This window comes from Solibacillus sp. FSL W7-1324 (genome assembly GCF_038008025.1).
Lineage (GTDB): Bacteria > Bacillota > Bacilli > Bacillales_A > Planococcaceae > Solibacillus.
The window spans coordinates 78,705-100,681 of the sequence record NZ_JBBOYH010000002.1; the positions used below are offsets into that span (position 1 = coordinate 78,705).

Sequence of the window (21,977 nt, forward strand, 5' to 3'; positions counted from 1 at the left end):
ACCTCCATTTAAATTATTAGAATTTTAAAAAAACGAAAAAAAGAAGCACCTCACCAATGTTTTGAAAACATTAGTAAAGTGCTTCTTTACGTTCGCCTAATTGACATCATATTAATATCAAATACTTGATGTAAATTATATCATAAAATCCGATAAATGCTATAAAAAAACGAGTTCGGAAGAATGAAATAAAAGGTTGGTACCGCGTATTTTACGTTGCAAATGCAGTCGCCTTTTGCATTGAATGTAATTTCTTCAATGTCGCCAGTTTTGTCAATTACAAACGGAAAGTAGTATTTCAGATAATCATATAGCTCAGTGTCCTTTTTGGGTAAGATGATACGACACGATTGACCTACATATATATCTTCGGGATTAACCGTACTGTCTTCCGTAACTGGCTCGTTTGAAGGCGCTACTTCGGTACATTCTTCCTTCATTTCAATGGGTTGTTTCGCTACGACTGATTCCTCAACAATTAGTATTGGAGGCTCTTTTTGCTCAATAGGTTTGCTAGCAGCAGCAATCTCTGAACTTGTAGCTGGCTCTATCCAGTCAAATAGGTTTAATTGTCCTGTCATTTCAATACTTCCTTTCTCTACGAGTAGAGTACAACAGTGTTTTTAATTACGCAAAAATCGAATGTTTGCATAATGTTAAGTCGTCCAATAAGCAACTATTGCAAACATAATACAAACAGTAGCGTAAACGTAGAGGGCTGATTTACTGTCAAATCGTTTTGGCTTTACAAAATGCCGTTTGGTACGTAATGTACAATCAATGCCCTCAAACAGTTTCTCGATTTCCTTTCCATGAGTATCCGGTGTAATGCTATCGGCTATCTCATAAATTCGCTTCTTATCACTTTCTTTATATCGGGCTACCTCAAAAAAGGTTCTCCCCTTATCGTCGAGCTTGAATAAGCCTCGAACAACGCCTTTATCGTCACAATAAAATTCCACTAATATTCACCTCGGTTATACAAAACTTTTTGTTTGAAGTTAAACAACGATTTATTACTGTAATGCTCACATAAATCTGGCATTTCCTTATAATTCGTTGAAATATATTTCGCTACAAACTTTCGATTGCTCATTTTTAAGATGGTGCTTAAATCTAATACATCCAAATTCATGTTGTGCCTATGCTTCAGTAAAACGATTGTATACGTGTATGATGTGCTGTTTGGATCTTGATCAACCTTCAGCACAACTTTTTCATTACTAAATTCCATTTGATAATACATTAATGAATCTGCAACCTGCATACTTTGGAAAGGCCCGTAAGGTAGGTGTTGAAGTTGTAACACCTCAGTTGGTACATTTAAGTCCGTATTGTCACGCTCAGTCACAATAAAGTCGTATAGTTCAGCCACACTTTGCAGCTGCGGTTTCAAGCTCAATCGACCTAAATACGTTTGTATGACAAGTACATCGTTCTCTATGGTAAAAATCGCAACAATGTCTTTATCTAAAATGAAATATTGAAATTTGGTTCCGTTTAATTGCTTGGCGTTGTACATTTCAACGCGGCTCGGCTCATACATGCAAATATATTTGATTAGATTAGCAAGTTGATCATATGTAGCGAATGGTCCGATTCGTTCATTCCAGCGACCAAAAGCATGATGTGATGTTTTTACATCATTAAATCGTGTAGTGCCTACGCCGTCTTTCCCTATAAAATCCCATTCCTTCGTTGATATTGAGTAAATGGTATCGGATAAACTTAGTAACCGCGCCTCTACAGCTGGTGCTATATCATGTATTTCATTTAATACGAATACACTCTTTTTCATATTCTGACCCCTCACATTCTTAAATTAAAAATATCGGAAACGTGTAGGTACAGCAAGTTTTATTATAGAGCTGCAGCATCTTTCACACATGAAATTGTGCCTGTTACTGCTTTAAATACATCTTTCTCTATCTCACTTTTGCTCATTAATGCCTTGCAACTTTCGTCAGAACGCTTTACTGCTTCGTATATTTCGGTTAATTGAGGACTCGCTTCGATTAGTCCGTCATTAAATAAATACTCCTGAACTAATGTATATGGCTTGTCACTTTCCCCCGTTGGCAAAAGAATCTGACCTAATACTTTATTTGCTGTCATTTCTTGAGGCTTATCAATTACAAATTTAACGTCCTTGTTCAGCAAGTATGATTCAAGCGCTTCATGGTACTTTTCGTCAATTGGTAAGTTTAACGTTGAAAATCCGACTTCAATTAAGCCTTCTGGATTCACTTGTAAGCCACCAGGTGTTTCTTCATCCCGGCGCGGCATACGTATTATAAGGGTATTGTCCTTTGTTACTTCAACTACCACGCCCTCTATTGAGCCGACGGCTGTTGTATTTTCTTCGTCGATCTTATCTAATTGTTTTTGTACCGCTTGTTTTTCCACCACAACTTCTTCATTGTATTTCGGTGATTCACAGGCACCTAATACGCAAACAGAAGCCATTACTACAGGTATTATGAGTTTTCTATACATTCTTACCTCCAAAATAAAAAAGCACGCAAATAAGCCCATATAGAGCGTATTTGCGTGCTTCGCAATTTTTGTTATTAATAATATGTAAGTTGTAATGCACTATAATTTTACTATAAGTATTAAAGTTATGAAAGCTTTTTTAATTGATACTTCGGTATGGAATCAATGTACCCGTATTCACAAAGCACATCCGAGACTAATTTTTTCATGTCTACTGCATGTACGTCACTCGCAGGAATTAAAGCTATTTTCCCAGTTTCTTTGTAAGTAATTAACGCGTAAAACGGAGAGTATAATTGATCTGTCGTCAAGGCGTATTCTTTTAAAATGAAAGGCTGCGTAAAATTGTTATATAGCTCTTCGTCGAGAATTAGATCACTTATTTGTAATTGAGTCTTATATTTTTTATTCCATGTACGTGAGATAGTTCGTTTATAATCTTTGATAAAGGCCACTACATTTTCGTATCGTTTAACCTTAATGTATTTAGACCACGTTGTTTCTTGGAGCTTCACGTTAAACTTTGATGTTACGATGATTTTTCCTTTTGTTTTTTCCAATTTATCTAGCATTGCGGGACTCCTCGATTGTTCATAATTATTCTTATATTGTATATCGTCAAAATTATTACATTTTAATAGTATTCTTCCATAACAAAATGTATGTGGAATTCATAAGGATAATTATAGAATTATAAAAGAAAAAAGCCAAATTTTCCAATGTACAACTTGGAAAACCTGAATTTTCTTATCTTTTTTATTGAAGCGGATATCAGATTACTGTGAAAGTAAACCGTTGAAATCTTCTTCTAAAAGAATTGTTACGCCATTATTTACAGCAGATTGATGTTTGCTAGTACCTGTCGCATCCTCACCCATTAATAAGTAATCCGTTTTCTTACTTACAGAACCACTTACCTTTCCGCCGAGCTTTTCAATAATAGACTTAAAATCGTCACGTGATTTCGATAGCTACCTGTAATTACGAAGACTTTACCTGTAAGTGATGAATTGCTTGCAGGTGCCACATAATCTGATTGTATTGTAAAACTTAGTGCCTTTAAACGTTCGATCTGATGAATGTTCATCGGCTCTTGGAAGAACTTTTCGAATTCTACAGCCATTTTATCACCAAAATCATCTAACTGAATTAACTTAAAGTAGAGTGCATTTGGTGTTTTAGCTACTTTCTAAAATTTCATCCATGTTTTTAAATACTTTTGAAATTGCTTTGGAAGCTGTCTGACCGTTCAGTTTAATCGAGAATCCGTACAATACTTGTGCCAGTGTTGAAGTTTTACATGCTTCAAGTCCAGCTACTAATTTATCGTACTTTTTCTCACCAAAGCCATCTAGCCCTACAATTACCTGTTTAAAACGCGGCAATTCGATAATGTCAGCCACCGTTTCAATTAATCCTTTGTCGTAGAATAGTTCAATCGCTTTTTCGCCTAAACCATCTACATTAAGGGCATTACGTGAAACAAAGTGCTCCAGCTTACCAACAATTTGCGGTGTACAGTTATCCGAGTTTTTACAGAATAAATGCTCACCTTCCTTAACTAATGTAGAACCACATTCCGGGCAGATCGTTGGCGGAACGAATTTAAACTCGTTGCCTGAACGTTGCTCAGGGAATGATTGTACAATTTGAGGAATTACATCATTGGCGCGGCTAACTAAAATATTGTCGTTGATCTGAATGTCTTTCGTTTCAATGTTGGCCAGGTTATGCAGCGTTGCACGGCGAATTTCTACGCCGTCAATATCAATGCAATTAAACACGCCTGTAAACGATAATTGACCCGACTTACCAATTGCGACAGCAATATCCGTCAGTTGTGTAATACCGTCCATTGAACTGAATTTAAAGGCAACCGCCCAACGTGGATGTTTGCTAGTAGTCCCTAGCTTTTAACGTAAGTCTAAGCGATCAAACTTCAATACCAATCCATCAATCATGTGTGGCAATGTTGGTCGTACCTCATGCTCATACTTTTCGATAAATTTAAGTAGGCGTTCAACCTCTATTAAGCCTTTTTGCTTTTTAAAGAAATAATGTGACTCCGAAAATTCAAAGCCGAGTGATTCTACAAAAGCAATACGTTCGCTGTCATATGTGAACTCCACGCCCTCAAACAGATTACCCTTTATCCATTTTAACAATAATATAGAAAACTATTTTTTATTTGTAGGGATTTCATTGCTCATAATCCCTTTTAATTTTTGTAGTTGATAAATAACAGCTTCTAAACTTTCAATCTCATTAAAAACTAAAGTAACCGGTGCTTCCCCTACATTCATCGTTTTTTGTTTGGTAGTAAATTCTTTCCCAATAGGTCTAGGTTCTATTTCTATGAATTCAACTACTCCTGACTTTTTAACATTGGACCATGCTATTTGAACACCAATATCTCCTGTTCCAAATATTATTTGTATATTCTCATTTTTTATTGGCATTACTCTTCACCCCTTTATCTTTAGTTTAGTAGTATATTATCCTTTTCGTGATGTATATGAACAACATTATTCCCTGTAACAAAAATGTTTGTATCACTAGTATTAACTTTTAAAATTCTAGCGATTGCATAACCAATTTCCCAGTCTTTCACAGGCTGCCTTACATTTGAAATACTGGCATGCTGTGCTTCTTTGGATTGGCTATAAATTATATAAGTACCCTTGCATTCAAAAACATTAACAGTTACTCCTTCTAAGGAATTTGCAGTGATTTTTACCACATCTTCTCTTTGTTTTGTTATATCCCTAAACATTCTTTCTTTAGCAAACGGATAATTAATGTTCATATTAATCCTCCCAATAATAATTTTATCCCTTAATCAAATATAGAACAAACGTTCCTGTTGTTCAATAAAAAAAGACCTCTACCATTTTTATAGGTAAGGTCTTTTCTAAAAGTATAGATTTAATGGTTTATTTATCTGGGAAAACAACCTCTACACTAATTGTTGCGCTAGATGAAGGCATACCAGATACTTGTGCTTTAACACTAGACCAAGCTCTTGGACTTCCGTCGCCGTTTCCGAACTTATTATAGCCAAATCCAGTTGTATATGAAAAAGTATTAGATGTTGGATATTTAGTAGGAAGACTTGTGCCTAAAGATGAGCCTGAATGTGCGTTAACTGTTCTATTTGATAAAACATAAACTTTTTCATCTGTAGACCAGCTACCGTATACTTTAGTTAGTTGGATCTCTGTGTTACTTGCTCTTAAATTATAATCTACGTTTATAGATGCAGTAACGCCCGCTTCTGTTTTCTTACTTCCAGCAGAATCAAAAAGGGAAATTTCAGAAGATGTTGGATTTTCTAACGGAATAAATACTTCATAACCAACGCTTCTTATTTCAACCTCCGATTGAGAATATGTTCCTATTTGATCATTTAACTTACTTTTTAATAAAATTGGTTTTAATAAAGTAGTTTCACCTGTCTCATCATTTGTAACACTAACTACAAATTTTGCCTCAGGTGCTTCGAATCCAGATAAACTACTGCTTGCTTGGGTTGAATCCATTCCTAAAAATCCTAAAAAAGAAAAAGCGACAATACTAGTAAAGATTTTTTTCAACATTTTTTTCATCATCCTTCCTTTTTTTTCCACGATAACATAAAAGATGACAAAAAACACTGAAAATTTAGAAGAATATTTTATATATTATATAACCAACAAATAAAACAATAATTAAAACCCCTGTTTCTTTTAAACCCATGCCAGTTAAGTTTCCACCCATTCCCCTATTTACCCCATCATTTAGAGATCCTGTAGGATTATTTTTTAATTCGTTTTGTCTCAACCGTTCCCTTTTTTGTTCTGGAGTTTCTTTTTCATTTGAATTCATATAACAAATCCCCCTTAAATTGTATTTTGATACAAATTATAACACTTTTATATAATAAATGAAGAATCGAATATGAAAATTTAATACTCTTCTTTTTGTACCATACCCTTAACCTTAAAATATTTGACAACAAAACAGATTTTTTAAGTTTCTATTTTATATATTTCTCACAATCAAAATTTATGGCAATCTACTTTAGGCAACGGGATTGAAATCATCCTTTGTGAATTTTTACAAGTGTACCAGCTGCTAGTGCGTCTACATCATCAGCTGTAATTGTACCTTCTTTTAATTTCTCGCGCCAAATTTTGTTGTATCCTGCTGCAATAGCAGCCTCAACAATAATCTTTCGACGTGCTGCGCTTGAGCGAGTTTCCTCATGCTCTGCTTTTAATACCCCTGAACTATACACTTTTTCTTCCTCCAATCCATTTAAAAATAATGAAATCTCGTCTTTGCGACGATCTACCAATCCTTTGAGCACCTTGCCACTTGCTTTTTTATATAGCTGCATGACACGGGTAACGTTTGCCCAATCCTTTGCATTTATAAAGCGTGTGAGCGTTGGGTCTTTGGCTAAAACATTTGCCCCTATGTTATAACAAAATGAAGCGAGAGCATCAAATTGATTTTGTGTTAATGGTATCTTTACATAATTAAAAATAGCTGAAGCATGCTCATTTTCCTTGTTGCTTAAGTAAAATGAGTGCCTCTGCTTTAGTGATTTTCTCACCTTGTTTAACTGGAGTACCGTTTGGCCATTTAGTTAAACCGTAGCCTATTGTCCATATTTTTGCCGGACATAAATAAGCTGCAACGTAAAATCCTTCCCATTTTTGAATTAGGCTTATTCCAATTGTGGAAACTCCCATCTTAAAATGATCCTGATTGATCCATGGCCAAGGATCAAATGATGTTGGATAGTTGCCGTTTGCGTATTGGTATTGACCACGGTGCAACTCGAAGTGCAAGTGAATGCCAGTACCTATCCCTGTGTTCCCCATGACCCCAATCTGTTGTCCCTGTTTAACCGTTTGACCTGTTTTTACATTGAAGGTTTTTAAATGAGCATAAACAGACTCGTATACCTGGCCACCCATGTTATGAGTAATGATGATGTGCTTGCCGTAGCCACCCTTTGTTGTTTTAACCAAGCGTAATTACCCAGCAGCTGTGGCTAAGATTGGAGCCTTAGCAATTTTGATATTCACCAGCTCCACACCCGCATGTTTTTGGATTTTCCCTGTTACCGGATGTTTACGTTTTGCATGAAGGATTTAATATCCAGTATGTTTCAGAACGATTGGGCCATGAAACTGTACAAATAACAATGAGCACCTATGCGCATATTTTAAAAGAGCTTCGTGCAAAAGAAGATGAAAATATTTTGAAGCTATATAAACAAACTTATCGAAAACAAGAACAAAGACGTGTAGGTGAAAAATACCCACAAACATTGTTAAATTAATGTTTGTGGGTATTATCGATGAGGTGTAAAAGTTATAATAGATTTTTCCAATTATCATATTTAAAGTCATTGTTATATTGTAAATTAAATTTCTCCACCTTTATATCTTGAGGCAAGCCAATTCTACTATATAAATTTACATAGGCTTGTGACGCCCTCGAAAGGAACGACAACCTCAAAACGTAATGTTAATTTGTTAGGGAAGCTGATTGTTTGAGGCAGTTGCTAATTTGAGAACATGCACTCATGCAACTTTCTCCTATTTCACCATTACCACGCGTCACATATTCATATGCGCGGTGATTGTCATAAGAGCCAACGATGGTTAATCCATCTTCTTTCCGTTGAAGGATCACCGGCTCATTGGGTGCGTGTTTTAAGAAGTCATGAATACCAGCAGCATCCGTTGTCTTTTTAAGTGATAACATTGGCGTGATGTGCTTCACCTTTTGTAAATCCCCATTCATGGCCGTCACAATACGTTGTGTTGGCGACATTTCAGTGATGAACTCCGGGCGAGCTGTTTCAAGTGCAACTAAGTCAGCATACATTTCATCGTATTGTATGGATTCCAACTTTTTAAGTCGTCAATTGATGCCCCTGCAAAAGTATCCGCCTGATTCTCTTGAATCAGGTGTTTTGCTATTTGTACCATAACCGCGCACTTGTATACAGCTGTATTATAGGGATCAATTAATTTCCAACCAAAATCCAACTCAAATACTTGTAAACCCTGTTGCGTCATTTCATCGACCGCTTCAATAGGGCTGATTACATCCATTGGGGAACCAAGTCTGTTTAAATGCTGAATATGTATGATATTTAATTCTTCATTAATCGCTACATTATATTCTGCATTATTATGATTGAAATAAGGAATCAACTCTTTTAGCTGGTCCAGAGTAAAGTAAATGGGTGTGTCATTTTCAATATAGCAATCAAACGGGGCAAAACCTTTTGTAGATACCGTATGATTGTGTAAGTGTCGTGTCGTCACATATTCTTGCGTTACCAACATATATTCGTACCCCTTACCCCTGAATAACTTCAAGGCGTTTTATCGATACGACTGTAAATGTGCCAAGCCCGAATCTGTCATAATCCTGCATAGTAGAAAGATCGACTAACGCGGAGTTTGTATAGAACTTTATAATCTGTCCTTTTAATGTCTCTTCGCGTTTAGCGTCATACCATTTCACTTTTGAACCTTCTACTGCTGTTTTATTTTTTGCCATGTTTCATTGCCCTCTTTCATATTTGATATATAATATAAATATAGAAACTTAGCCAAGTTGATATATATAGGGGCCATAAGCCTAAATCCTGAAATACACTTGTAATCTTTTAGATTGCAGGTGTTTTTTCATTCCCATGTTCAACTTGAAAAGTTCTATATCATTTGTAAATAAAATAAGCGGCGAGCTAGGTAACACTCGTCGCTTATTTCGAAAAATAATGGTTGTTGTTTAGCTAAAAGATTGAATCCACTCTACAAGGAAGCCTAACACTTAATGCCGGATAACGCCATTAAGAGATAAGCACATTAAATAGAATCATTGAACAGATTAACGATTGTTTTCCCAAAAGCTTTCTGATGGGTGCGCACCAATTCACCAGATTGGCTTTTGGAAACGCTAATCGAACTAACAATGCTTTATAGTCGCGAACATTATTAGGTCCAAAATCAACCCGAACTGACTTGGTTGCCAGTGTCGGATTGTGATTACTAAATAAATCCCCTGTAGATATAGTGTTAAAACCTTTGTTTTTAGCCGAAAAAGTATTAATTTAATTCACCTTAAAAATAATTGTCGTTTGTCTAAAATTAGATATTACAGATTGCCTTTAACAAGTTGAGCAAAGAAGAAAACAGCTAGGAATAGTAATGTAAATCCTGCTAAACCCCCTACTAACAGTAAAATGCCATGTGTAATAGCTTTTGTAAAACCACCAACAGAAATTTCATATAAGTTGCCGCCAATTTCAAAATGTGTTGCTTTGTCCGATTGTGAAGAAATAACCGGTGAAACTTGGCTGCGTCTACGTCCTTTGTTGTTTTTTTGGTACTCTCTAAATTTTTCAATAGATGTCGATTTCATAAATAATCACTCCGAATTTTTATTTATCATTAAACGCAAAAAAGCACCTACTGATAAAAGTGAACACACGAATCCCTTTAAAGAGTTTCGGTTGTTACACTTAATCAGTAAGTGCTAAAAAAAGGCCCTTCCCTGTGAGATGGGCGATCTGTAAAAGTAAAATAAGCGAATAATAATATACAGGTATTGTAACAAATTACTTATAAGCTGTATAGCAAATTCTATATGAAGATGTAGTATATCCAAACACCGCAATATAAAGGATTCAATATAAACATAAAAAAAGAAGCCTGACCGCGCTTATATGCGTGGCTAGGCTCCTTTTTTTATGCTCTTAATTAAGCATATCGTTTTTGAATTTCGGCTGTCGTCAAAGCAGAAATTACTTTCTCAAAATTATTTCGCTCGAATAAATCTACCCCTAATTCCGGTATTTTGTTACGAAGTATATTTGCTACATAGTCAACACCTTCAATTGAAAGCTCAGGGTTGTACGTAATTAAATCTGCTAAGTACCCTACAAGTTGTTTGTAACGGTCTTTATCATATTGTTGATTTAATAACGCGACTATAATTTCATCGAATAAAATGTATTCTAAATCAAAGGCCATTTCAGTTAATGGTACCTCAATATGAAAATCCTTTTCTTGATCAACACTTTCACGAATTAGCGCTGAAATTCCCCCATGATTAAGGAAAAGTTCGTCAATGCTAATTTGAACCTGGTTATCAAAGTTTGGATCACCATACTTGCGTTCGGTTGGAACTGCTGAAAGAAATACATTTGTTGCGAAGTTGTTCTCGTCATTATCAAAGTATTCATCTTCTAACCAAACAGTAAATGAGCGACGGTAATCTTTATAAGTGAATGTTAATTCCGCTGCTGCGTACATATCTTGATCTTTTGTTGATTGGATTTCTACATTAAAAAATTGTTTCATAATTGTTTCCTCCTGAAAAAGCGGCGCTGCCGCGTTAAGTCGTATTTTTGGATTGTCTATTTTGTCATGATTGGGGCACGTGCTGATTAATCCATAAAGCTTGGTGCTTCATCGTAAATTGCCAGCGGTGTGCAAATATTCGTTTCTTCATCCCACTTTGCTTCAATGTATTTCCCTATTAGGCATAGCTCACTGGAATGAGTCACGACAAATAGATGCAGGCTTTTGCCTCCATGAAATATCATCTTACAAACACTGTTTAATGTAACAGATATGTTTTTATTAAAAAGGTGTGGGTCTGTTCGTAAATTGAGGTTGTCGTTATCTAAAAAGTAGGCTTTACGGTTGAGCTTACTGCCGAGGAACGTTCGATGTGCTGTTAGTTTCGGTAGAGATTTCTCTATCGTCAATTGGCACACGTCGAAAATGGCTCCTGGTTGAATAAGTTCGTCAGGCGTTAGCATAAATGGATGAATTGCATTCCATTGTTTTAAAAGCTGTTGTACAACTTCTGGTACACAAGGATTGTTATTCAAGTCATATGCCAGCTGATAGGTAAGCTCGATAATGTCGAGTTCATTTGCTAAGGGGATAAATAAAGCGTTTTGTACATTACTGAACGTTGGTACGCTGTCCTGTACAAAGAGCATTTTATTTGTATGAGTGTTTACCCATAAACCTGTATGCAAAGGGTCTATATTCTTTGTGGGGAATGATTCAATGATGTGATCGGCCATCGTTCCAGCGCGGTTGGCTCGTACAATGTCTTCAACTGTATACGGTTGCTGTTTCTGACAACCTGAACAATCGTAAGTCGCATTGATGATGTTTTCGAAACCAATAGCATTATCAGTCCCAAAAACAATGTCAGCCGCACGTGTAATGGCTTCACATGATTTACATTTAACATCTACTAGAAATACAGCAGTATTGGATTGGTGTTGAATGTTCGGTGCTTGTAAGTTGTTCATACGAAATGCCCTCCTTACAGCCAACCGAGTATCATCGTTTCTAAAGCGATTGCTTTATCCACTTCACCGCGCTTCATAGCTATATCTAACTCAGTAACTTCCTTCTGCATTCGTGATACTTCTGATAGCTCATATGCCTCAGCTTGCTCACGTGCTTTCGATAAGACGAATGAATGAACGTCAATCGACTTGTTACCAAGTAGAACCTGTTCAATTAAGCGTAACTGACGGCTAATTAATAGGTTGATTTTAATTTCATCGTTCCCATTTAGCGTTAAGTCCTTTAATTGCTCAATTGCACGATAGCTACGATCTACCACTGAATCAATCAGTTTAAAAATGTCTGTTTCTAATGTTGGTGCCATGATATTTTCAAGAGCAGCTGCATCTACAGAAGATGAACCGAAGTACGCTTTATACTTAATTAGCTCATTTTCAATCATGTATAGATTGCTGTATGTACCGCTAATCTTTTTCACCGCATCCGACGTTAGATTTAATCCTTTTGATGAAGCACGTTTGTTTATCCAGCCCGCCGTATTATACATTGGCTTCCCTTCAAAACATGTAGCTTCTTTTAATAACGATTTAACAATCTTCTTTCGCTTGTCGAGCTTGAAAGGACATTTTAATACAACGGTCATTTCTGCATCACTTTGTAAGAAGTCTTGTAACGCCTCTGTCGCCTTTTCAGGAGCTTTTTCAGTTCCTAAGAAATACACATCATTGAGGATGATAAACTTCTCACCAAACGAAAATAGAGATCCTTGTGAGCAATTGAAAATGATTTCATTCATATCCATTTCACGCACATCGTATTTTTCAATACTCTCTGAATCTGCTGGCTTCAATTCTTCAATATATTCGTCTAGTAAAAACTGTTCCTCACCATACACTAAATAAACTTTCATAATCAATATCTCTCCTTAAAAAATGGTTTATTGCTATTAAGAAACAAAAAAGCACTTTTCAGGAGTGTATTTAGACAGATTTATCCCGTCTTAAAATATCACTCTAAAAAGTGCTTTCAAAAATAACTCTCCAATCTATGATTGGATAATAGAAAATTAAAAATTAATAAGTGTTAATAGCAATACATTAATATTACCTTCAAAAATGGTTAATATCAAGTAGTTTCAAAGGAATTTAATACTTACCTACGTTCGCGGGGACGCGCTGTATACCCTTCAATGCGTATATCCCGTCCGAGCGCGGTTGCATAATAATGGCCGTCAGTATGTAAGATGCACCGGAATTTCCTCTCTCTCTCTCAATAAAGAAGAGATTTCGGTTTTCTTATGAATTCAGAAGTTTTTAAGTAATAATAAAATTATTCCATTAAAGGGCCAAATTGTGGAGTAACCTCTAAAGAGAATTGGAAATCGGCAAAGTGGCTTTATTCAAAAGGATATATGGTAGCAACATATGCACTTATTAAGTATTTTTTTATTAAGTGTAGATTTCAGATAACTTTGAAATCTACACCGTTAACTATTCTTTTGGATTACTTATAGTATTTTTATAGATTAATATTATGTATTTATTAGGTTATATTTAGGAGGTGTAACCTTAGTGAGATTGGAGTAAAACCTATGGTTAACACTCTTTTATATAGTGCGAAGAAGTATGAATCATAAAGATTAGAATTTTAAATGAAAAAAGTAAAGTTAAATATAAAGTTTTCCAGTATACAAAAAGAGTTCTCTGGGATAACAAATAATTATCCTAGAGAACTCACATTTTCTTAATATACTGAGTATTTAAAACCTAATTCAATATATTTCCGGTAATATTTTTTTTGCCCAACTGAAACACCTGCCGAAAACCCTGCAGCTTCCCAGCCTCCACTTACATTAATATCAGTTTCTACCTGAATAGTAGCATCTCCTAAGACATTAATAGAAGTTCTCGGGAAATCTCGAGGTTGTTCTAATACATCTGCTGTAGCATTTTCAATTGTATGTATTCCTGATACAGCAAACCATTGTGTACTTAAAACTCTATTAATTTGTCTAAAAGAGCCTGAAGAATAAACTTCAATACGAGCACGTAGTTGAGTTCCTAGATTATTGTCGTATCTAGTTTTTGAAACATTTTTCAGAGAAGTACTAGGAGTACTAGCAAGTGTAGTCATTTTTAAAGGATTAAATTGATTAATCGGCTCTTCTACATCTTCCACTGAAAAGGTTTCTAATAACTCATTACTTATTTGATCGTAGACATTAATTGAACCAACTGATCCGTTTATAACTTTTTCTGTATAAACTTCGTTTTCTTCATAAGGGATTTCAAACTCAATCCCTTTGATTCTTTCAGTAAAATATTCTTCCTCAGTTGATGATGCTTTAACTAAATCTCCAGTGCCTACAAAGAAGATTCCCACCCCTAAAGCTAGAGCTGTTACAAATTTCTTTAAAGTATTCATGTTTTCACTCCTTATAATTTTATTCTTCTAAACTTTATAAAAATTGTAATATTTTTTCAATATCGCAAACATATTTGCATAAAATAATGTATTTTATGACAAATTTTGTGTTGTAATTAATGGATATGTTATATTTAAATAAGATATATGTTATTTTAAGATGACAAAAATTATTAATTTGGTTATACAAATTGATTTAGGAGAGTGTAATAGAATGGATGAATTATCGATATTAGAATGGAATAATTTAATTAGTGAAGTTGGTAGAGTTGCTGACAATACACAAAGAGAATTGCAACTAGTTCAAGCTTATATAGATCAACTAAATAATACTTTAGTAATAACTAATATCATTTTAGGAGTAATAGCTATAACGTTTATCATTACTTCCCTACATAATTTTTTGAAGAATAGAAAGTAGCATGTTTTTTTTCCTAGTATTTTATAAGGGATTGCTTCAGACTTATGCATTTACAACGTTAAGTATGCAAAGTTACCAAATAAAAAGCACGAACGAGTGTTAAATCAAAGTTCGGCTTTTTTGGAGCTTTATTGTTTATACAGCTTTTTATTCAAATAGTACAAATAGTTGATACAGTAGCCTTTTATGCTTACCAGTATTAGAAAACATTCTCTTTTCTTTATCGTTTGAAGAATCTAAAACTATTTCCCCTTACCTTCTCAATCAGTTCCTTGATGTACTGTTTCTTCATCATTTTTATGTCATCCGTACCTTTGCACTTATCTATGGTAGGAGTCTTTTTAAAAGAAAGGAGGGGAAAATAAATCAATCATTAAAGCCTTCAACAATCTATTAGCTTATACTTTAGAAAATAAAGGTACCTCAGAAGGGACTAGTGGTCGCATTGCCATGACAATTGCTGGTAATGACCTATCACAAAAACAAATAATCATGGTCCTAGTAAATGAGCTAGGTTTCGATGCAGTTGATATTGGCTCTTTAAATGATTCTTGGAGACAACAGCAATCCTTATTCCACAAAACCAGCTAATAGTTGTCAATAATTTATATTAAAATTAATAAAAATATCATGTTATACTAAATTTGCGCATACCAAATAACCGTCCAAATATCTCATTTGGAAAGTTCAGGTGTGTTTGGTTAAATTGTTATATTAAGCTAAGTCTTGGAAAGAAGTTTTACTTTTTAAAAGTGCATAAATCCAATGTAAGAGTTTGTTTGCACAAGCTATTACAGCTACTTTAAACGGTTTTCCTTCTTCACGTTTTTTATCATAGAACGCCCGTAATTTCTTATTCCGGGGCAGGATTTCATCCGTTGTTTTCTGTTTTCGACAGTCACGAATCGCACATTTAACAGCCATATACAAAGCTTGCCGGAGTCTGCTGGATCCTCTTTTGGTTATTCGGTTATAAGTACCTTTGAATGTGCCAGATTCAAAGACACTTGGATCAAGACCGGCAAATGCGACTAGTTTTTTAGGATGATTATACCTTTCAATTTCCCCAATTTCAGATACAATCGTGGCAGCGATTTTTTCTCCGATACCGGGAATTGTTCGTATAATCTTCGATTCTTCAATACTTTTTGCTAAAGCATCTATCTCATTTTCAAGTAGGGATAGATGTTTTTTGTATTCAAAGAGCATATTAATATACATATCTAAGCTTGGGGAAAGACTAGAATATAAAGCCTTCTGAAAAGGGTTTTGAGCTGCTGCAGTCATTAGTTTTTCGGCCTGTTGATTTGCCCATTGTAGAGAACGAGAATTACAGAATTCTTTTATTTTAGTTGTTAATGCTTCATTATTGGCTTTCAATATATCTTCTGAAGTAGGAAATGCCTGTAGTATTTTTAAAGAAACATCCGAATATAAGTCTCCAAAAACATTACTATATTCAGGGAAAATTTGATCTAAAACTGTCTGAAATTGTAGTTTAGTTTGTACATACATGCCTGTAATATTATCGTGCTGTCTCGTAAGATGACGTAAGTTCGCAAGTTGGATACCACGCTTTTTATAAGGCTCTAAATCCTCCTTGTAATAAAGCTCGCAGAGATGATTGGCATCAATGATATCTGTTTTTACCTTTCGTAAACTAGAACTCTTTGCTTTATAAGAAATGAGTGGGTTTACGATAATGATTAAATAGCCTTTTTCCTCAAAATATTGAACAACAGGTGTGTGATAATGGCCTGTTGATTCCATAACAAGAGGGGGACGATCTCCTGAAATATCTTCTATTTCTTTAATAAAATCTAATAAACTAGCTAACCCATCAAGATCATGTTTTACTTTGAAACTTTTCTTGTAGGGCTTCTTTCTTTCCAAGTATGCTTGAACCTGACTTTCACCTTTAGCTACATCCAGACCGATGACTGGATTCATTATAATTCCTCCTTCAAAATGATAATTGCCGGTAACCCCTAAATCCTCTTTGTAGTGTCATAGCTTCGCTTGTTATACGAGATCAATGTCCCAACCAGCCTCAAACATGTTTCTACAAGTAGGGGGCGAACTGTTTTGCGGACGGGGTCTTAGCCCCACGGGCGCGAACGTTCTACCCCGGCTACCGTTATCATATATCGATATAAAAAATGGTCAACCAGAAATATTTTCTGGCTGACCTAATAATACGATCGGGCGCGATTCTTCAATAAGAAGATTGGGTTTTTCCGTTATAGCGCCATATTGTGGAGCAACGTTTTTCTTGGGGGGTGTTAGAGAAGATGCAGATTTATACCGACAAAAAAGAATGGCTAATCGGATTTAAAGGTTGTGATTACAAATACAATTATCCCTGATATTACAACGAATACTGAGAAAATCTTTAAAAACTTACTATCTTTTTTAGAGTACATTAGTAAAAAAAACATAAACAATATAGTCGCAATAATATTGAAAATACCCATATTTATATCTCCGACGTTTGGCAACTTCTTTTTTTAGTATGAAATCACATGAATATGACGAGCCTTAGTTCTTTGCTGTAAAAATAAAAAAACGCTGCAAGGAAGAACCTGCAGCGTGTATAAGACTAAATATTTACCTCTATTAAAAAATTTCAGTTGTATTACGATTAGTAAACACATTTGGATTGCTGTTAGCAATTAATTCAATCGTCGGACGTAATTCATTAAATTCCATAATCGCCATTTTACGTTCCTTCGGAGAGCCTTTCGCAATAATACCATTTAAGATTACTGCTTTTTGTAAAATTACTGCCATATCAAAAGTCGTCATTTTTAATCACCTGTTAGTTGTTTTTGTTTCATTATACTAACGACCGGCACTTATGACAAAAATTGATTAGCTCTTGATGAATTTCAGCATAGAGGTTATGTATTTTTGTACATTCTTTACTTGTGTAAAGAGATCGGCCGTTACACGCTTTTTAAAAATCATTCCCTCGTCAGTGACCTGAATGAGTCGTTTCGTGCGTTTTTCAGTATCTTCCCATCGACCCTTTATTGTTCCGTCAGTTTCCATTTCTCGTACAATGTCGTATAAATAACCGTTAGACACATGCCAGCCAAAGCGTAATTTAAGTTGCTCATTTACTTCTGCAGCATAAAATTCTGTTCGATTCGAACCAATGTAAAACACCATGTAGCGTACGAGGTCTTTAACAGAGATTAATTTCGAAAAGTAAGTTCGAAGCGCTGCTGGTAGCTCATTTTCAGCCAAAAGAACACTGCCGGTATGATTTGAAAGCATATCACTGATACGATTAAGCACAATTTGTAATTCAGTAAATAGCGTTTCATATTGCACCGTCATAGAGTGTAATGCTTTTTTACCTTCACTTGTTGTTCGATAAAACTTCATGTGCTTATCCATATTTAAAGCTAAATAGCCTTTAGCTTCTAATTCTTTCGCTATACGTGCAATGTAATCATACGAGCCTTTGCTATGTTCAAACTCAGTCGTATAAAGATCATAAAGTGCTTTAGGGTTCGTTTCTTCTTTAGAAGCCGTATATAACCATAATGCGATAATCGTATCTTTAATGCTGAACCTTTCCTCTTTAACCGCAGCGTTCATATGATTCCCCTCCTTCTATAATCGTTCGGAAACTGGGGGCAGTTATTTATACATTATAACGAATAATAAATTTCAATACTATCTATAGAATGAAAAAAATATTACTAAAGATACTAAAAAAAAATAAAACAAAATACAACAAAAGCAATAGAAAAATGGGAATAGGAAGTAATTACATAAAAATACAAAAGTTTTTATGTATAAATATGAAGAATTTAAAGAAGGAATTGAAGCTGGAGAAAAATAATACTTAAAACCGTATTAGTAAGGTAAAAATTTGGTTGTTTTTTGCCACCAATACTTTAAAACAAATAAAAAAGTTCCCCGGAGGGAACTATTGGCAACATAATTCGATTAAACATGTGTAGCAAAGCTGCTTTTCATGCTCTGGACTACCTTGTACAGTGTAAAATTCGTTGTTACATGTATTACAGTTGTAATTCACCGGGGTTGAACCTAGAAGTGTCTTTTGAGCTTCCTTAACTACTTGCGGCGAAAATGGTGTACCCTCGTTGTATTTTTTTATAATGTACTCAGCATCTATAATTTTCATAACTAACCTTCCTCTTTTAAGCTTAATGCGTTGAACATCCGGAGATTCACCATTTCGGCTCGGTACGATTGATTGAGTGAATAGCCTTCACCAACGATTATGTACTGCTATTGGTTCCGGATAAACCCTTCCTGTTAAGAATTACTCGTCAGCTTTTCGAAAAATTCATGTAACCGCTCATTATTTAATTTGACCAGGCACTCATTTGGTTCAAGAACGCGGTTATCAATTAGAAATTTAACGGCGATTCGGAAACGATTCGGAAATTTGCCGACATCGGCGGCATTATTCTTATACATATTGTGTTCATAATCGAACTGTAAGCTTTCGACTCTGCAAAGTTGATTATTGTATTTCGTTTTAACGATCTGTAGCACATCGCGACAATCTCTAAGAAGGGAAGAATCTAAATGTGTTTGATGTAAAATGTTTGGCATACTAGAAAATCCTCCTGAACTATTGCTTTTACTGCATTTTATGTATTACGACAACTCACCTCGATAGCCCATATACAAACATTCTTTACCACCCCGAGTGGGCCCGGGGCCGTTTGTTTTGGTTTGCTTCGGGTTGTTCGATCCCTTTCGGCTCTAATCTATCCTTACCCTGCGGATGAACGGGAAGCCATCCGTCGTTGTCCATTGCACTCCCAGGCGAGAAATTACTCGTCGTCGTGGGATGGGTGCGTGGTTGGTAGGTTGGATCTTCATGAGCGTAGCGAAACGGAAATTTCCTTCGGAAAATAAACTCAATCTATCTGTGGCCAAAAAAAAGAGCCGCAGGGTAAGGAGAAACTAGAGCGTGCATGCGACGCAACACATGGCGTCAGGAATACACAACCAGACGGGAGAGAAAAACATGGGTGTTCCCCCCGTATATGGTCTATCGAGGTCTATTGTAATTATACATGTGGTTGTCGATTAATACAATATTGAAAAGTCCTATAAAATACTAGGTTTGTCCTATATTCTATCAAATGTTTGCTTTAACTATAATAATTTTGACTATTTAAAGTAATTAAACATTAAAATGAGCATTTTCGTGTTTGTTGCATTTTGTCGATTAATTCGTATTTAAACAGCAGAAAAGAGGCGTTCATTGAACGCCCCCCTACTCTCATTCACTTATGTATTCATAATAATTCTCGAATGTATTAAACAGTATGAACAATTCATAACAATCAAACATCGCTTGATTTTCGACTGCTACCGTTAAAATGGACCGGATTTCATTAATGATATTGGCTAATACTTTGACTTGCCCTTCCCGGTCCGGTATCACCGCTTTTTCTCGCTCCACATCGTTGTGCATATCCATTAAGATGAATTGCAAATGACGGTAGTGTTTGGCATCCGATAAATCTTGCAACGTAATGGCTTTAAACGCCTGCAGCAACCCATCTAATAATCGTTGTCTTACTTCATCTAAATCACGCTCATTCAAATACTCTTCGAGTCGCGTTACATCATAATTAATTGCCTTTTGTAATGCCAGGTTGAGCTTCTCAACATATTGATCTTTCTTCAGTTGGTCGTTGTACTTAACTGTGTTCTGTATAAGCTGTTGCTGATACGTTATATGCTCTTCTTTCGTAATCTGAACAAACTCCAATTCCCCGAGCTCTTTTAATGGGGGCAATTGATTAAGTATGAATGTATTTTCCGCAGCTTTCCGCGTCAATCCATATATTCCATACGTTTGAACAACTTCATTTTTTATCATCACACTGAAATAGTATGTAGGCATACGCTATTCTCTCCTTAACAAACGAGCTTTTAACTTCAAGTAGTCGTCGTATTTTTTATCAATAAAGGCTAATACCGTTTCTTCGAAAGCTTGAATAAATGCTTCAGTTGAACGTTCATAAGTAAATTCGACGGTTACGGTAGAAAACTCGACTAAACTGAACTTACCTGCAGGCTCAAAAAATTCATTCGAGCATACTGATAGCATGATTTTTTTGTTCGCCATATGCCAATGTGTCAGCTCAACAAATGCGTTTACCTGTAATTCACCAGCAACGATCTCACTTATAAAGCAATAAGCTACTTCAAAATTGTTCGTATCAAAAATATTGCTAATGCGCTGTCTAAATGCATGATCCTTCACTTGAAATTCGATTTCAACGATATGTGGCTTTGTGTGGCTGCTGTTAAACTGCTTGGTGAAGACTAATTTATATGGCTTATCAGCCTCCGGAACGCTTTCATGCTCTATCGTTGGCTTTTTAATCGCCTTTTTAACTATCGTACCGGTTGAAACAGCTTTATTTGTACGCGGTACGAATTTATATATATCTCCCATAAGGTTGTACTCCCTCATTAATTTGAATAATTGAAAATACAATGTATATGTGCTATCTTTTTAGTAACAAGAAATCCCCTTACATCATGCAAGGGGAACGTGATAGCTTTTAAAGTATGCCAGTACTTTAAACTGTTATCTCTCCCAATATAATAATCATGATTAAAAACGACCTGATTAGCTCACACGCTCATTATGGTTGTTTTTTTTCATTTTTACGATTATCAATCCAAATCTCTACAGATTTATGTTTTTGCTTTGATTCCCATTTAAAATGGATGCCAAAGCCACTTGCTAACGGGTACAGATAAAGACCTGTCACCAATAGGATAAGTATGAACGTTGGGGTTTCAGCATTGAATAAACTTTTTATCGGTTCTGATAAGCTGCCTTTAGCAAAGATAATAGCTAGTGGTACAGTGATCGGAAGTGTTAGAATTGCCATTCCGTTATGCTTACTTTTAATGTCGCCACCCCCTTTCTTGTTTAGGGAGAGCAACACTATCACGTAACTCTATTTTACCATACTTACAATATATTAAAAAAAAAGGTATTTAATCCGGACGGACTAAATACTCGGTAAAATGGTATAAAATTTTAAGCTAGTGATTACTACTTTTCCTATAATATATTATGTTTGGTGAAATTTTATGCCAGGCACAATTAGAACAAAAAAACAGTTACTAAAATAACATTAATTGTTTCGGCTTGTTAGACTCATTATGACTTATTAGCATGATTAAATCTTGTTCATCTTCTTGAATTGCCCTAATGCTTATCCCTCTTACCCATACTTCCCAACCTTTATCATTCTCGATAAGGAATTTAT

31 protein-coding genes and 2 pseudogenes are annotated in these 21,977 nt (G+C 35.3%); 3 read left to right on the forward strand and 30 right to left on the reverse strand.

Features of this window, described 5'->3' with window-relative positions; genetic code table 11:
* Positions 1–140: 140 nt before the first annotated feature.
* From MKY71_RS18930 to MKY71_RS18995, 15 genes and pseudogenes are all read right to left on the reverse strand, one after another.
* On the reverse strand, positions 141–581 hold the full coding sequence (locus MKY71_RS18930; protein ID WP_340733703.1) for a hypothetical protein: 441 nt from the start codon (positions 579–581) through the stop codon (positions 141–143).
* Between the two features lie 380 nt (positions 582–961).
* Positions 962–1,798 (reverse strand): hypothetical protein, encoded by an 837-nt coding sequence (locus tag MKY71_RS18935; protein WP_065217351.1) that lies wholly within the window; start codon positions 1,796–1,798, stop codon positions 962–964.
* A gap of 62 nt (positions 1,799–1,860) precedes the next feature.
* Positions 1,861–2,496 carry a hypothetical protein gene (locus MKY71_RS18940; RefSeq protein ID WP_065217352.1) on the reverse strand — a complete coding sequence of 212 codons (636 nt, stop codon included), beginning with the start codon at positions 2,494–2,496 and terminating at the stop codon, positions 1,861–1,863.
* A 125-nt stretch (positions 2,497–2,621) separates the two neighbouring features.
* On the reverse strand, positions 2,622–3,068 hold the full coding sequence (locus tag MKY71_RS18945; RefSeq protein ID WP_065217353.1) for a hypothetical protein: 447 nt from the start codon (positions 3,066–3,068) through the stop codon (positions 2,622–2,624).
* Between the two features lie 204 nt (positions 3,069–3,272).
* On the reverse strand, positions 3,273–3,437 hold the full coding sequence (locus MKY71_RS18950; protein ID WP_079523950.1) for a BRCT domain-containing protein: 165 nt from the start codon (positions 3,435–3,437) through the stop codon (positions 3,273–3,275).
* Positions 3,410–3,619 carry a hypothetical protein gene (locus tag MKY71_RS18955; RefSeq protein WP_065217354.1) on the reverse strand — a complete coding sequence of 70 codons (210 nt, stop codon included), beginning with the start codon at positions 3,617–3,619 and terminating at the stop codon, positions 3,410–3,412. The genes MKY71_RS18950 and MKY71_RS18955 overlap by 28 nt, the downstream gene beginning before the upstream one ends.
* A 55-nt stretch (positions 3,620–3,674) precedes the next feature.
* Positions 3,675–4,352: a hypothetical protein gene (locus MKY71_RS18960; RefSeq protein WP_065217355.1), complete on the reverse strand. Its 678-nt coding sequence runs from the start codon at positions 4,350–4,352 to the stop codon at positions 3,675–3,677.
* 57 nt (positions 4,353–4,409) lie between these two features.
* Positions 4,410–4,625, reverse strand: a complete 216-nt coding sequence (locus tag MKY71_RS18965) for a hypothetical protein (RefSeq protein WP_065217356.1) — start codon at positions 4,623–4,625, stop codon at positions 4,410–4,412.
* A gap of 48 nt (positions 4,626–4,673) precedes the next feature.
* Positions 4,674–4,955 carry a hypothetical protein gene (locus tag MKY71_RS18970; protein ID WP_065217357.1) on the reverse strand — a complete coding sequence of 94 codons (282 nt, stop codon included), beginning with the start codon at positions 4,953–4,955 and terminating at the stop codon, positions 4,674–4,676.
* Positions 4,956–4,975: 20 nt separating this feature from the next.
* The gene (locus MKY71_RS18975) at positions 4,976–5,302 is read right to left on the reverse strand and encodes a DUF1827 family protein (protein ID WP_065217358.1); all 327 of its coding nucleotides are present in this window, start codon (positions 5,300–5,302) and stop codon (positions 4,976–4,978) included.
* Between the two features lie 127 nt (positions 5,303–5,429).
* The gene (locus MKY71_RS18980) at positions 5,430–6,092 is read right to left on the reverse strand and encodes a hypothetical protein (protein ID WP_231918733.1); all 663 of its coding nucleotides are present in this window, start codon (positions 6,090–6,092) and stop codon (positions 5,430–5,432) included.
* 64 nt (positions 6,093–6,156) lie between these two features.
* Positions 6,157–6,360: a DUF6366 family protein gene (locus MKY71_RS18985; protein WP_065217360.1), complete on the reverse strand. Its 204-nt coding sequence runs from the start codon at positions 6,358–6,360 to the stop codon at positions 6,157–6,159.
* Between the two features lie 214 nt (positions 6,361–6,574).
* Positions 6,575–6,832 (reverse strand): hypothetical protein, encoded by a 258-nt coding sequence (locus MKY71_RS19985; RefSeq protein ID WP_065217361.1) that lies wholly within the window; start codon positions 6,830–6,832, stop codon positions 6,575–6,577.
* Positions 6,833–6,868: 36 nt separating this feature from the next.
* Positions 6,869–7,093: pseudogene (locus MKY71_RS19990) on the reverse strand (lysozyme); the annotation flags it as partial.
* Positions 7,038–7,514 carry a M23 family metallopeptidase gene (locus tag MKY71_RS18995; protein WP_340733710.1) on the reverse strand — a complete coding sequence of 159 codons (477 nt, stop codon included), beginning with the start codon at positions 7,512–7,514 and terminating at the stop codon, positions 7,038–7,040. The gene MKY71_RS18995 and the pseudogene MKY71_RS19990, both read right to left, overlap by 56 nt.
* 110 nt (positions 7,515–7,624) lie before the next feature.
* Here MKY71_RS18995 and MKY71_RS19000 point away from each other — a divergent pair, with 110 nt between their 5' ends.
* Positions 7,625–7,828, forward strand: coding sequence for a hypothetical protein (locus MKY71_RS19000; protein ID WP_065217363.1), 204 nt, complete (start codon positions 7,625–7,627; stop codon positions 7,826–7,828).
* A gap of 188 nt (positions 7,829–8,016) precedes the next feature.
* Here the strand turns inward: MKY71_RS19000 and MKY71_RS19005 are convergent, their stop codons facing one another.
* From MKY71_RS19005 to MKY71_RS19040, 8 genes are all read right to left on the reverse strand, one after another.
* Positions 8,017–8,325, reverse strand: a complete 309-nt coding sequence (locus tag MKY71_RS19005; RefSeq protein ID WP_445683745.1) for a hypothetical protein — start codon at positions 8,323–8,325, stop codon at positions 8,017–8,019.
* A gap of 38 nt (positions 8,326–8,363) precedes the next feature.
* Positions 8,364–8,846, reverse strand: coding sequence for a hypothetical protein (locus MKY71_RS19010; RefSeq protein WP_065217365.1), 483 nt, complete (start codon positions 8,844–8,846; stop codon positions 8,364–8,366).
* Between the two features lie 13 nt (positions 8,847–8,859).
* Complete coding sequence (locus MKY71_RS19015; RefSeq protein WP_340733713.1) at positions 8,860–9,063, reverse strand: DUF2187 family protein; 204 nt, start codon at positions 9,061–9,063, stop codon at positions 8,860–8,862.
* A gap of 597 nt (positions 9,064–9,660) precedes the next feature.
* Positions 9,661–9,927 carry a hypothetical protein gene (locus MKY71_RS19020; protein WP_065217367.1) on the reverse strand — a complete coding sequence of 89 codons (267 nt, stop codon included), beginning with the start codon at positions 9,925–9,927 and terminating at the stop codon, positions 9,661–9,663.
* Positions 9,928–10,265: 338 nt separating this feature from the next.
* Positions 10,266–10,868, reverse strand: a complete 603-nt coding sequence (locus MKY71_RS19025) for a hypothetical protein (RefSeq protein ID WP_340733714.1) — start codon at positions 10,866–10,868, stop codon at positions 10,266–10,268.
* Between the two features lie 86 nt (positions 10,869–10,954).
* The gene (locus MKY71_RS19030; protein ID WP_340733715.1) at positions 10,955–11,839 is read right to left on the reverse strand and encodes a hypothetical protein; all 885 of its coding nucleotides are present in this window, start codon (positions 11,837–11,839) and stop codon (positions 10,955–10,957) included.
* Between the two features lie 14 nt (positions 11,840–11,853).
* Entirely contained in the window at positions 11,854–12,750 is an 897-nt protein-coding gene (gene holA / locus MKY71_RS19035; RefSeq protein ID WP_340733717.1) for a DNA polymerase III subunit delta, read from the reverse strand.
* A gap of 833 nt (positions 12,751–13,583) precedes the next feature.
* Positions 13,584–14,264: a hypothetical protein gene (locus tag MKY71_RS19040; RefSeq protein ID WP_340733719.1), complete on the reverse strand. Its 681-nt coding sequence runs from the start codon at positions 14,262–14,264 to the stop codon at positions 13,584–13,586.
* Between the two features lie 214 nt (positions 14,265–14,478).
* Between MKY71_RS19040 and MKY71_RS19045 the strand changes: the two genes are divergently transcribed.
* Complete coding sequence (locus tag MKY71_RS19045) at positions 14,479–14,685, forward strand: hypothetical protein (protein WP_340733720.1); 207 nt, start codon at positions 14,479–14,481, stop codon at positions 14,683–14,685.
* 363 nt (positions 14,686–15,048) lie between these two features.
* Positions 15,049–15,249: pseudogene (locus tag MKY71_RS19050) on the forward strand (3-hydroxyisobutyrate dehydrogenase); the annotation flags it as partial.
* 150 nt (positions 15,250–15,399) lie between these two features.
* On the opposite strand, the gene MKY71_RS19055 reads toward MKY71_RS19050, so the two are convergent.
* The 7 genes from MKY71_RS19055 to MKY71_RS19085 all read right to left on the reverse strand — a co-directional run bounded on the left by MKY71_RS19055 (position 15,400) and on the right by MKY71_RS19085 (position 21,593).
* On the reverse strand, positions 15,400–16,635 hold the full coding sequence (locus MKY71_RS19055) for an IS110 family transposase (RefSeq protein WP_340733721.1): 1,236 nt from the start codon (positions 16,633–16,635) through the stop codon (positions 15,400–15,402).
* A 666-nt stretch (positions 16,636–17,301) separates the two neighbouring features.
* The gene (locus tag MKY71_RS19060; protein WP_065217372.1) at positions 17,302–17,490 is read right to left on the reverse strand and encodes a hypothetical protein; all 189 of its coding nucleotides are present in this window, start codon (positions 17,488–17,490) and stop codon (positions 17,302–17,304) included.
* Between the two features lie 66 nt (positions 17,491–17,556).
* Positions 17,557–18,291 carry a PadR family transcriptional regulator gene (locus MKY71_RS19065; RefSeq protein ID WP_340733722.1) on the reverse strand — a complete coding sequence of 245 codons (735 nt, stop codon included), beginning with the start codon at positions 18,289–18,291 and terminating at the stop codon, positions 17,557–17,559.
* Between the two features lie 687 nt (positions 18,292–18,978).
* Positions 18,979–19,281, reverse strand: a complete 303-nt coding sequence (locus MKY71_RS19070; protein ID WP_340733723.1) for a hypothetical protein — start codon at positions 19,279–19,281, stop codon at positions 18,979–18,981.
* 679 nt (positions 19,282–19,960) lie between these two features.
* A complete protein-coding gene (locus MKY71_RS19075; RefSeq protein ID WP_340733725.1) occupies positions 19,961–20,590 on the reverse strand; it encodes a hypothetical protein in 630 nt (209 codons plus the stop codon).
* Between the two features lie 3 nt (positions 20,591–20,593).
* On the reverse strand, positions 20,594–21,148 hold the full coding sequence (locus MKY71_RS19080; RefSeq protein ID WP_340733727.1) for a hypothetical protein: 555 nt from the start codon (positions 21,146–21,148) through the stop codon (positions 20,594–20,596).
* Positions 21,149–21,341: 193 nt separating this feature from the next.
* A complete protein-coding gene (locus MKY71_RS19085) occupies positions 21,342–21,593 on the reverse strand; it encodes a hypothetical protein (RefSeq protein WP_340733729.1) in 252 nt (83 codons plus the stop codon).
* Between the last annotated feature and the right edge of the window lie 384 nt (positions 21,594–21,977).

Excerpts from the sequence above, each read along its gene's own strand:
- MKY71_RS19055 (WP_340733721.1), bottom strand. The coding sequence starts at position 16,635 with ATGAATCCAGTCATCGGTCTGGATGTAGCTAAAGGTGAAAGTCAGGTT.
- MKY71_RS19060 (WP_065217372.1), bottom strand. The coding sequence starts at position 17,490 with ATGACGACTTTTGATATGGCAGTAATTTTACAAAAAGCAGTAATCTTA.
- MKY71_RS19065 (WP_340733722.1), bottom strand. The coding sequence starts at position 18,291 with ATGAACGCTGCGGTTAAAGAGGAAAGGTTCAGCATTAAAGATACGATT.
- MKY71_RS19045 (WP_340733720.1), top strand. The coding sequence starts at position 14,479 with ATGGATGAATTATCGATATTAGAATGGAATAATTTAATTAGTGAAGTT.
- MKY71_RS19010 (WP_065217365.1), bottom strand. The coding sequence starts at position 8,846 with ATGTTGGTAACGCAAGAATATGTGACGACACGACACTTACACAATCAT.
- MKY71_RS19005 (WP_445683745.1), bottom strand. The coding sequence starts at position 8,325 with ATGTCGCCAACACAACGTATTGTGACGGCCATGAATGGGGATTTACAA.
- MKY71_RS19080 (WP_340733727.1), bottom strand. The coding sequence starts at position 21,148 with ATGGGAGATATATATAAATTCGTACCGCGTACAAATAAAGCTGTTTCA.
- MKY71_RS18940 (WP_065217352.1), bottom strand. The coding sequence starts at position 2,496 with ATGTATAGAAAACTCATAATACCTGTAGTAATGGCTTCTGTTTGCGTA.
- MKY71_RS18970 (WP_065217357.1), bottom strand. The coding sequence starts at position 4,955 with ATGCCAATAAAAAATGAGAATATACAAATAATATTTGGAACAGGAGAT.
- MKY71_RS19040 (WP_340733719.1), bottom strand. The coding sequence starts at position 14,264 with ATGAATACTTTAAAGAAATTTGTAACAGCTCTAGCTTTAGGGGTGGGA.
- MKY71_RS18985 (WP_065217360.1), bottom strand. The coding sequence starts at position 6,360 with ATGAATTCAAATGAAAAAGAAACTCCAGAACAAAAAAGGGAACGGTTG.
- MKY71_RS18960 (WP_065217355.1), bottom strand. The coding sequence starts at position 4,352 with ATGGACGGTATTACACAACTGACGGATATTGCTGTCGCAATTGGTAAG.
- MKY71_RS19030 (WP_340733715.1), bottom strand. The coding sequence starts at position 11,839 with ATGAACAACTTACAAGCACCGAACATTCAACACCAATCCAATACTGCT.
- MKY71_RS18980 (WP_231918733.1), bottom strand. The coding sequence starts at position 6,092 with ATGTTGAAAAAAATCTTTACTAGTATTGTCGCTTTTTCTTTTTTAGGA.
- MKY71_RS19025 (WP_340733714.1), bottom strand. The coding sequence starts at position 10,868 with ATGAAACAATTTTTTAATGTAGAAATCCAATCAACAAAAGATCAAGAT.
- MKY71_RS19085 (WP_340733729.1), bottom strand. The coding sequence starts at position 21,593 with ATGGCAATTCTAACACTTCCGATCACTGTACCACTAGCTATTATCTTT.
- MKY71_RS18945 (WP_065217353.1), bottom strand. The coding sequence starts at position 3,068 with ATGCTAGATAAATTGGAAAAAACAAAAGGAAAAATCATCGTAACATCA.
- MKY71_RS18935 (WP_065217351.1), bottom strand. The coding sequence starts at position 1,798 with ATGAAAAAGAGTGTATTCGTATTAAATGAAATACATGATATAGCACCA.
- MKY71_RS19020 (WP_065217367.1), bottom strand. The coding sequence starts at position 9,927 with ATGAAATCGACATCTATTGAAAAATTTAGAGAGTACCAAAAAAACAAC.
- MKY71_RS19070 (WP_340733723.1), bottom strand. The coding sequence starts at position 19,281 with ATGCCAAACATTTTACATCAAACACATTTAGATTCTTCCCTTCTTAGA.
- MKY71_RS18930 (WP_340733703.1), bottom strand. The coding sequence starts at position 581 with ATGACAGGACAATTAAACCTATTTGACTGGATAGAGCCAGCTACAAGT.
- MKY71_RS19015 (WP_340733713.1), bottom strand. The coding sequence starts at position 9,063 with ATGGCAAAAAATAAAACAGCAGTAGAAGGTTCAAAAGTGAAATGGTAT.
- MKY71_RS18955 (WP_065217354.1), bottom strand. The coding sequence starts at position 3,619 with ATGGCTGTAGAATTCGAAAAGTTCTTCCAAGAGCCGATGAACATTCAT.
- holA (WP_340733717.1), bottom strand. The coding sequence starts at position 12,750 with ATGAAAGTTTATTTAGTGTATGGTGAGGAACAGTTTTTACTAGACGAA.
- MKY71_RS18975 (WP_065217358.1), bottom strand. The coding sequence starts at position 5,302 with ATGAACATTAATTATCCGTTTGCTAAAGAAAGAATGTTTAGGGATATA.
- MKY71_RS19075 (WP_340733725.1), bottom strand. The coding sequence starts at position 20,590 with ATGCCTACATACTATTTCAGTGTGATGATAAAAAATGAAGTTGTTCAA.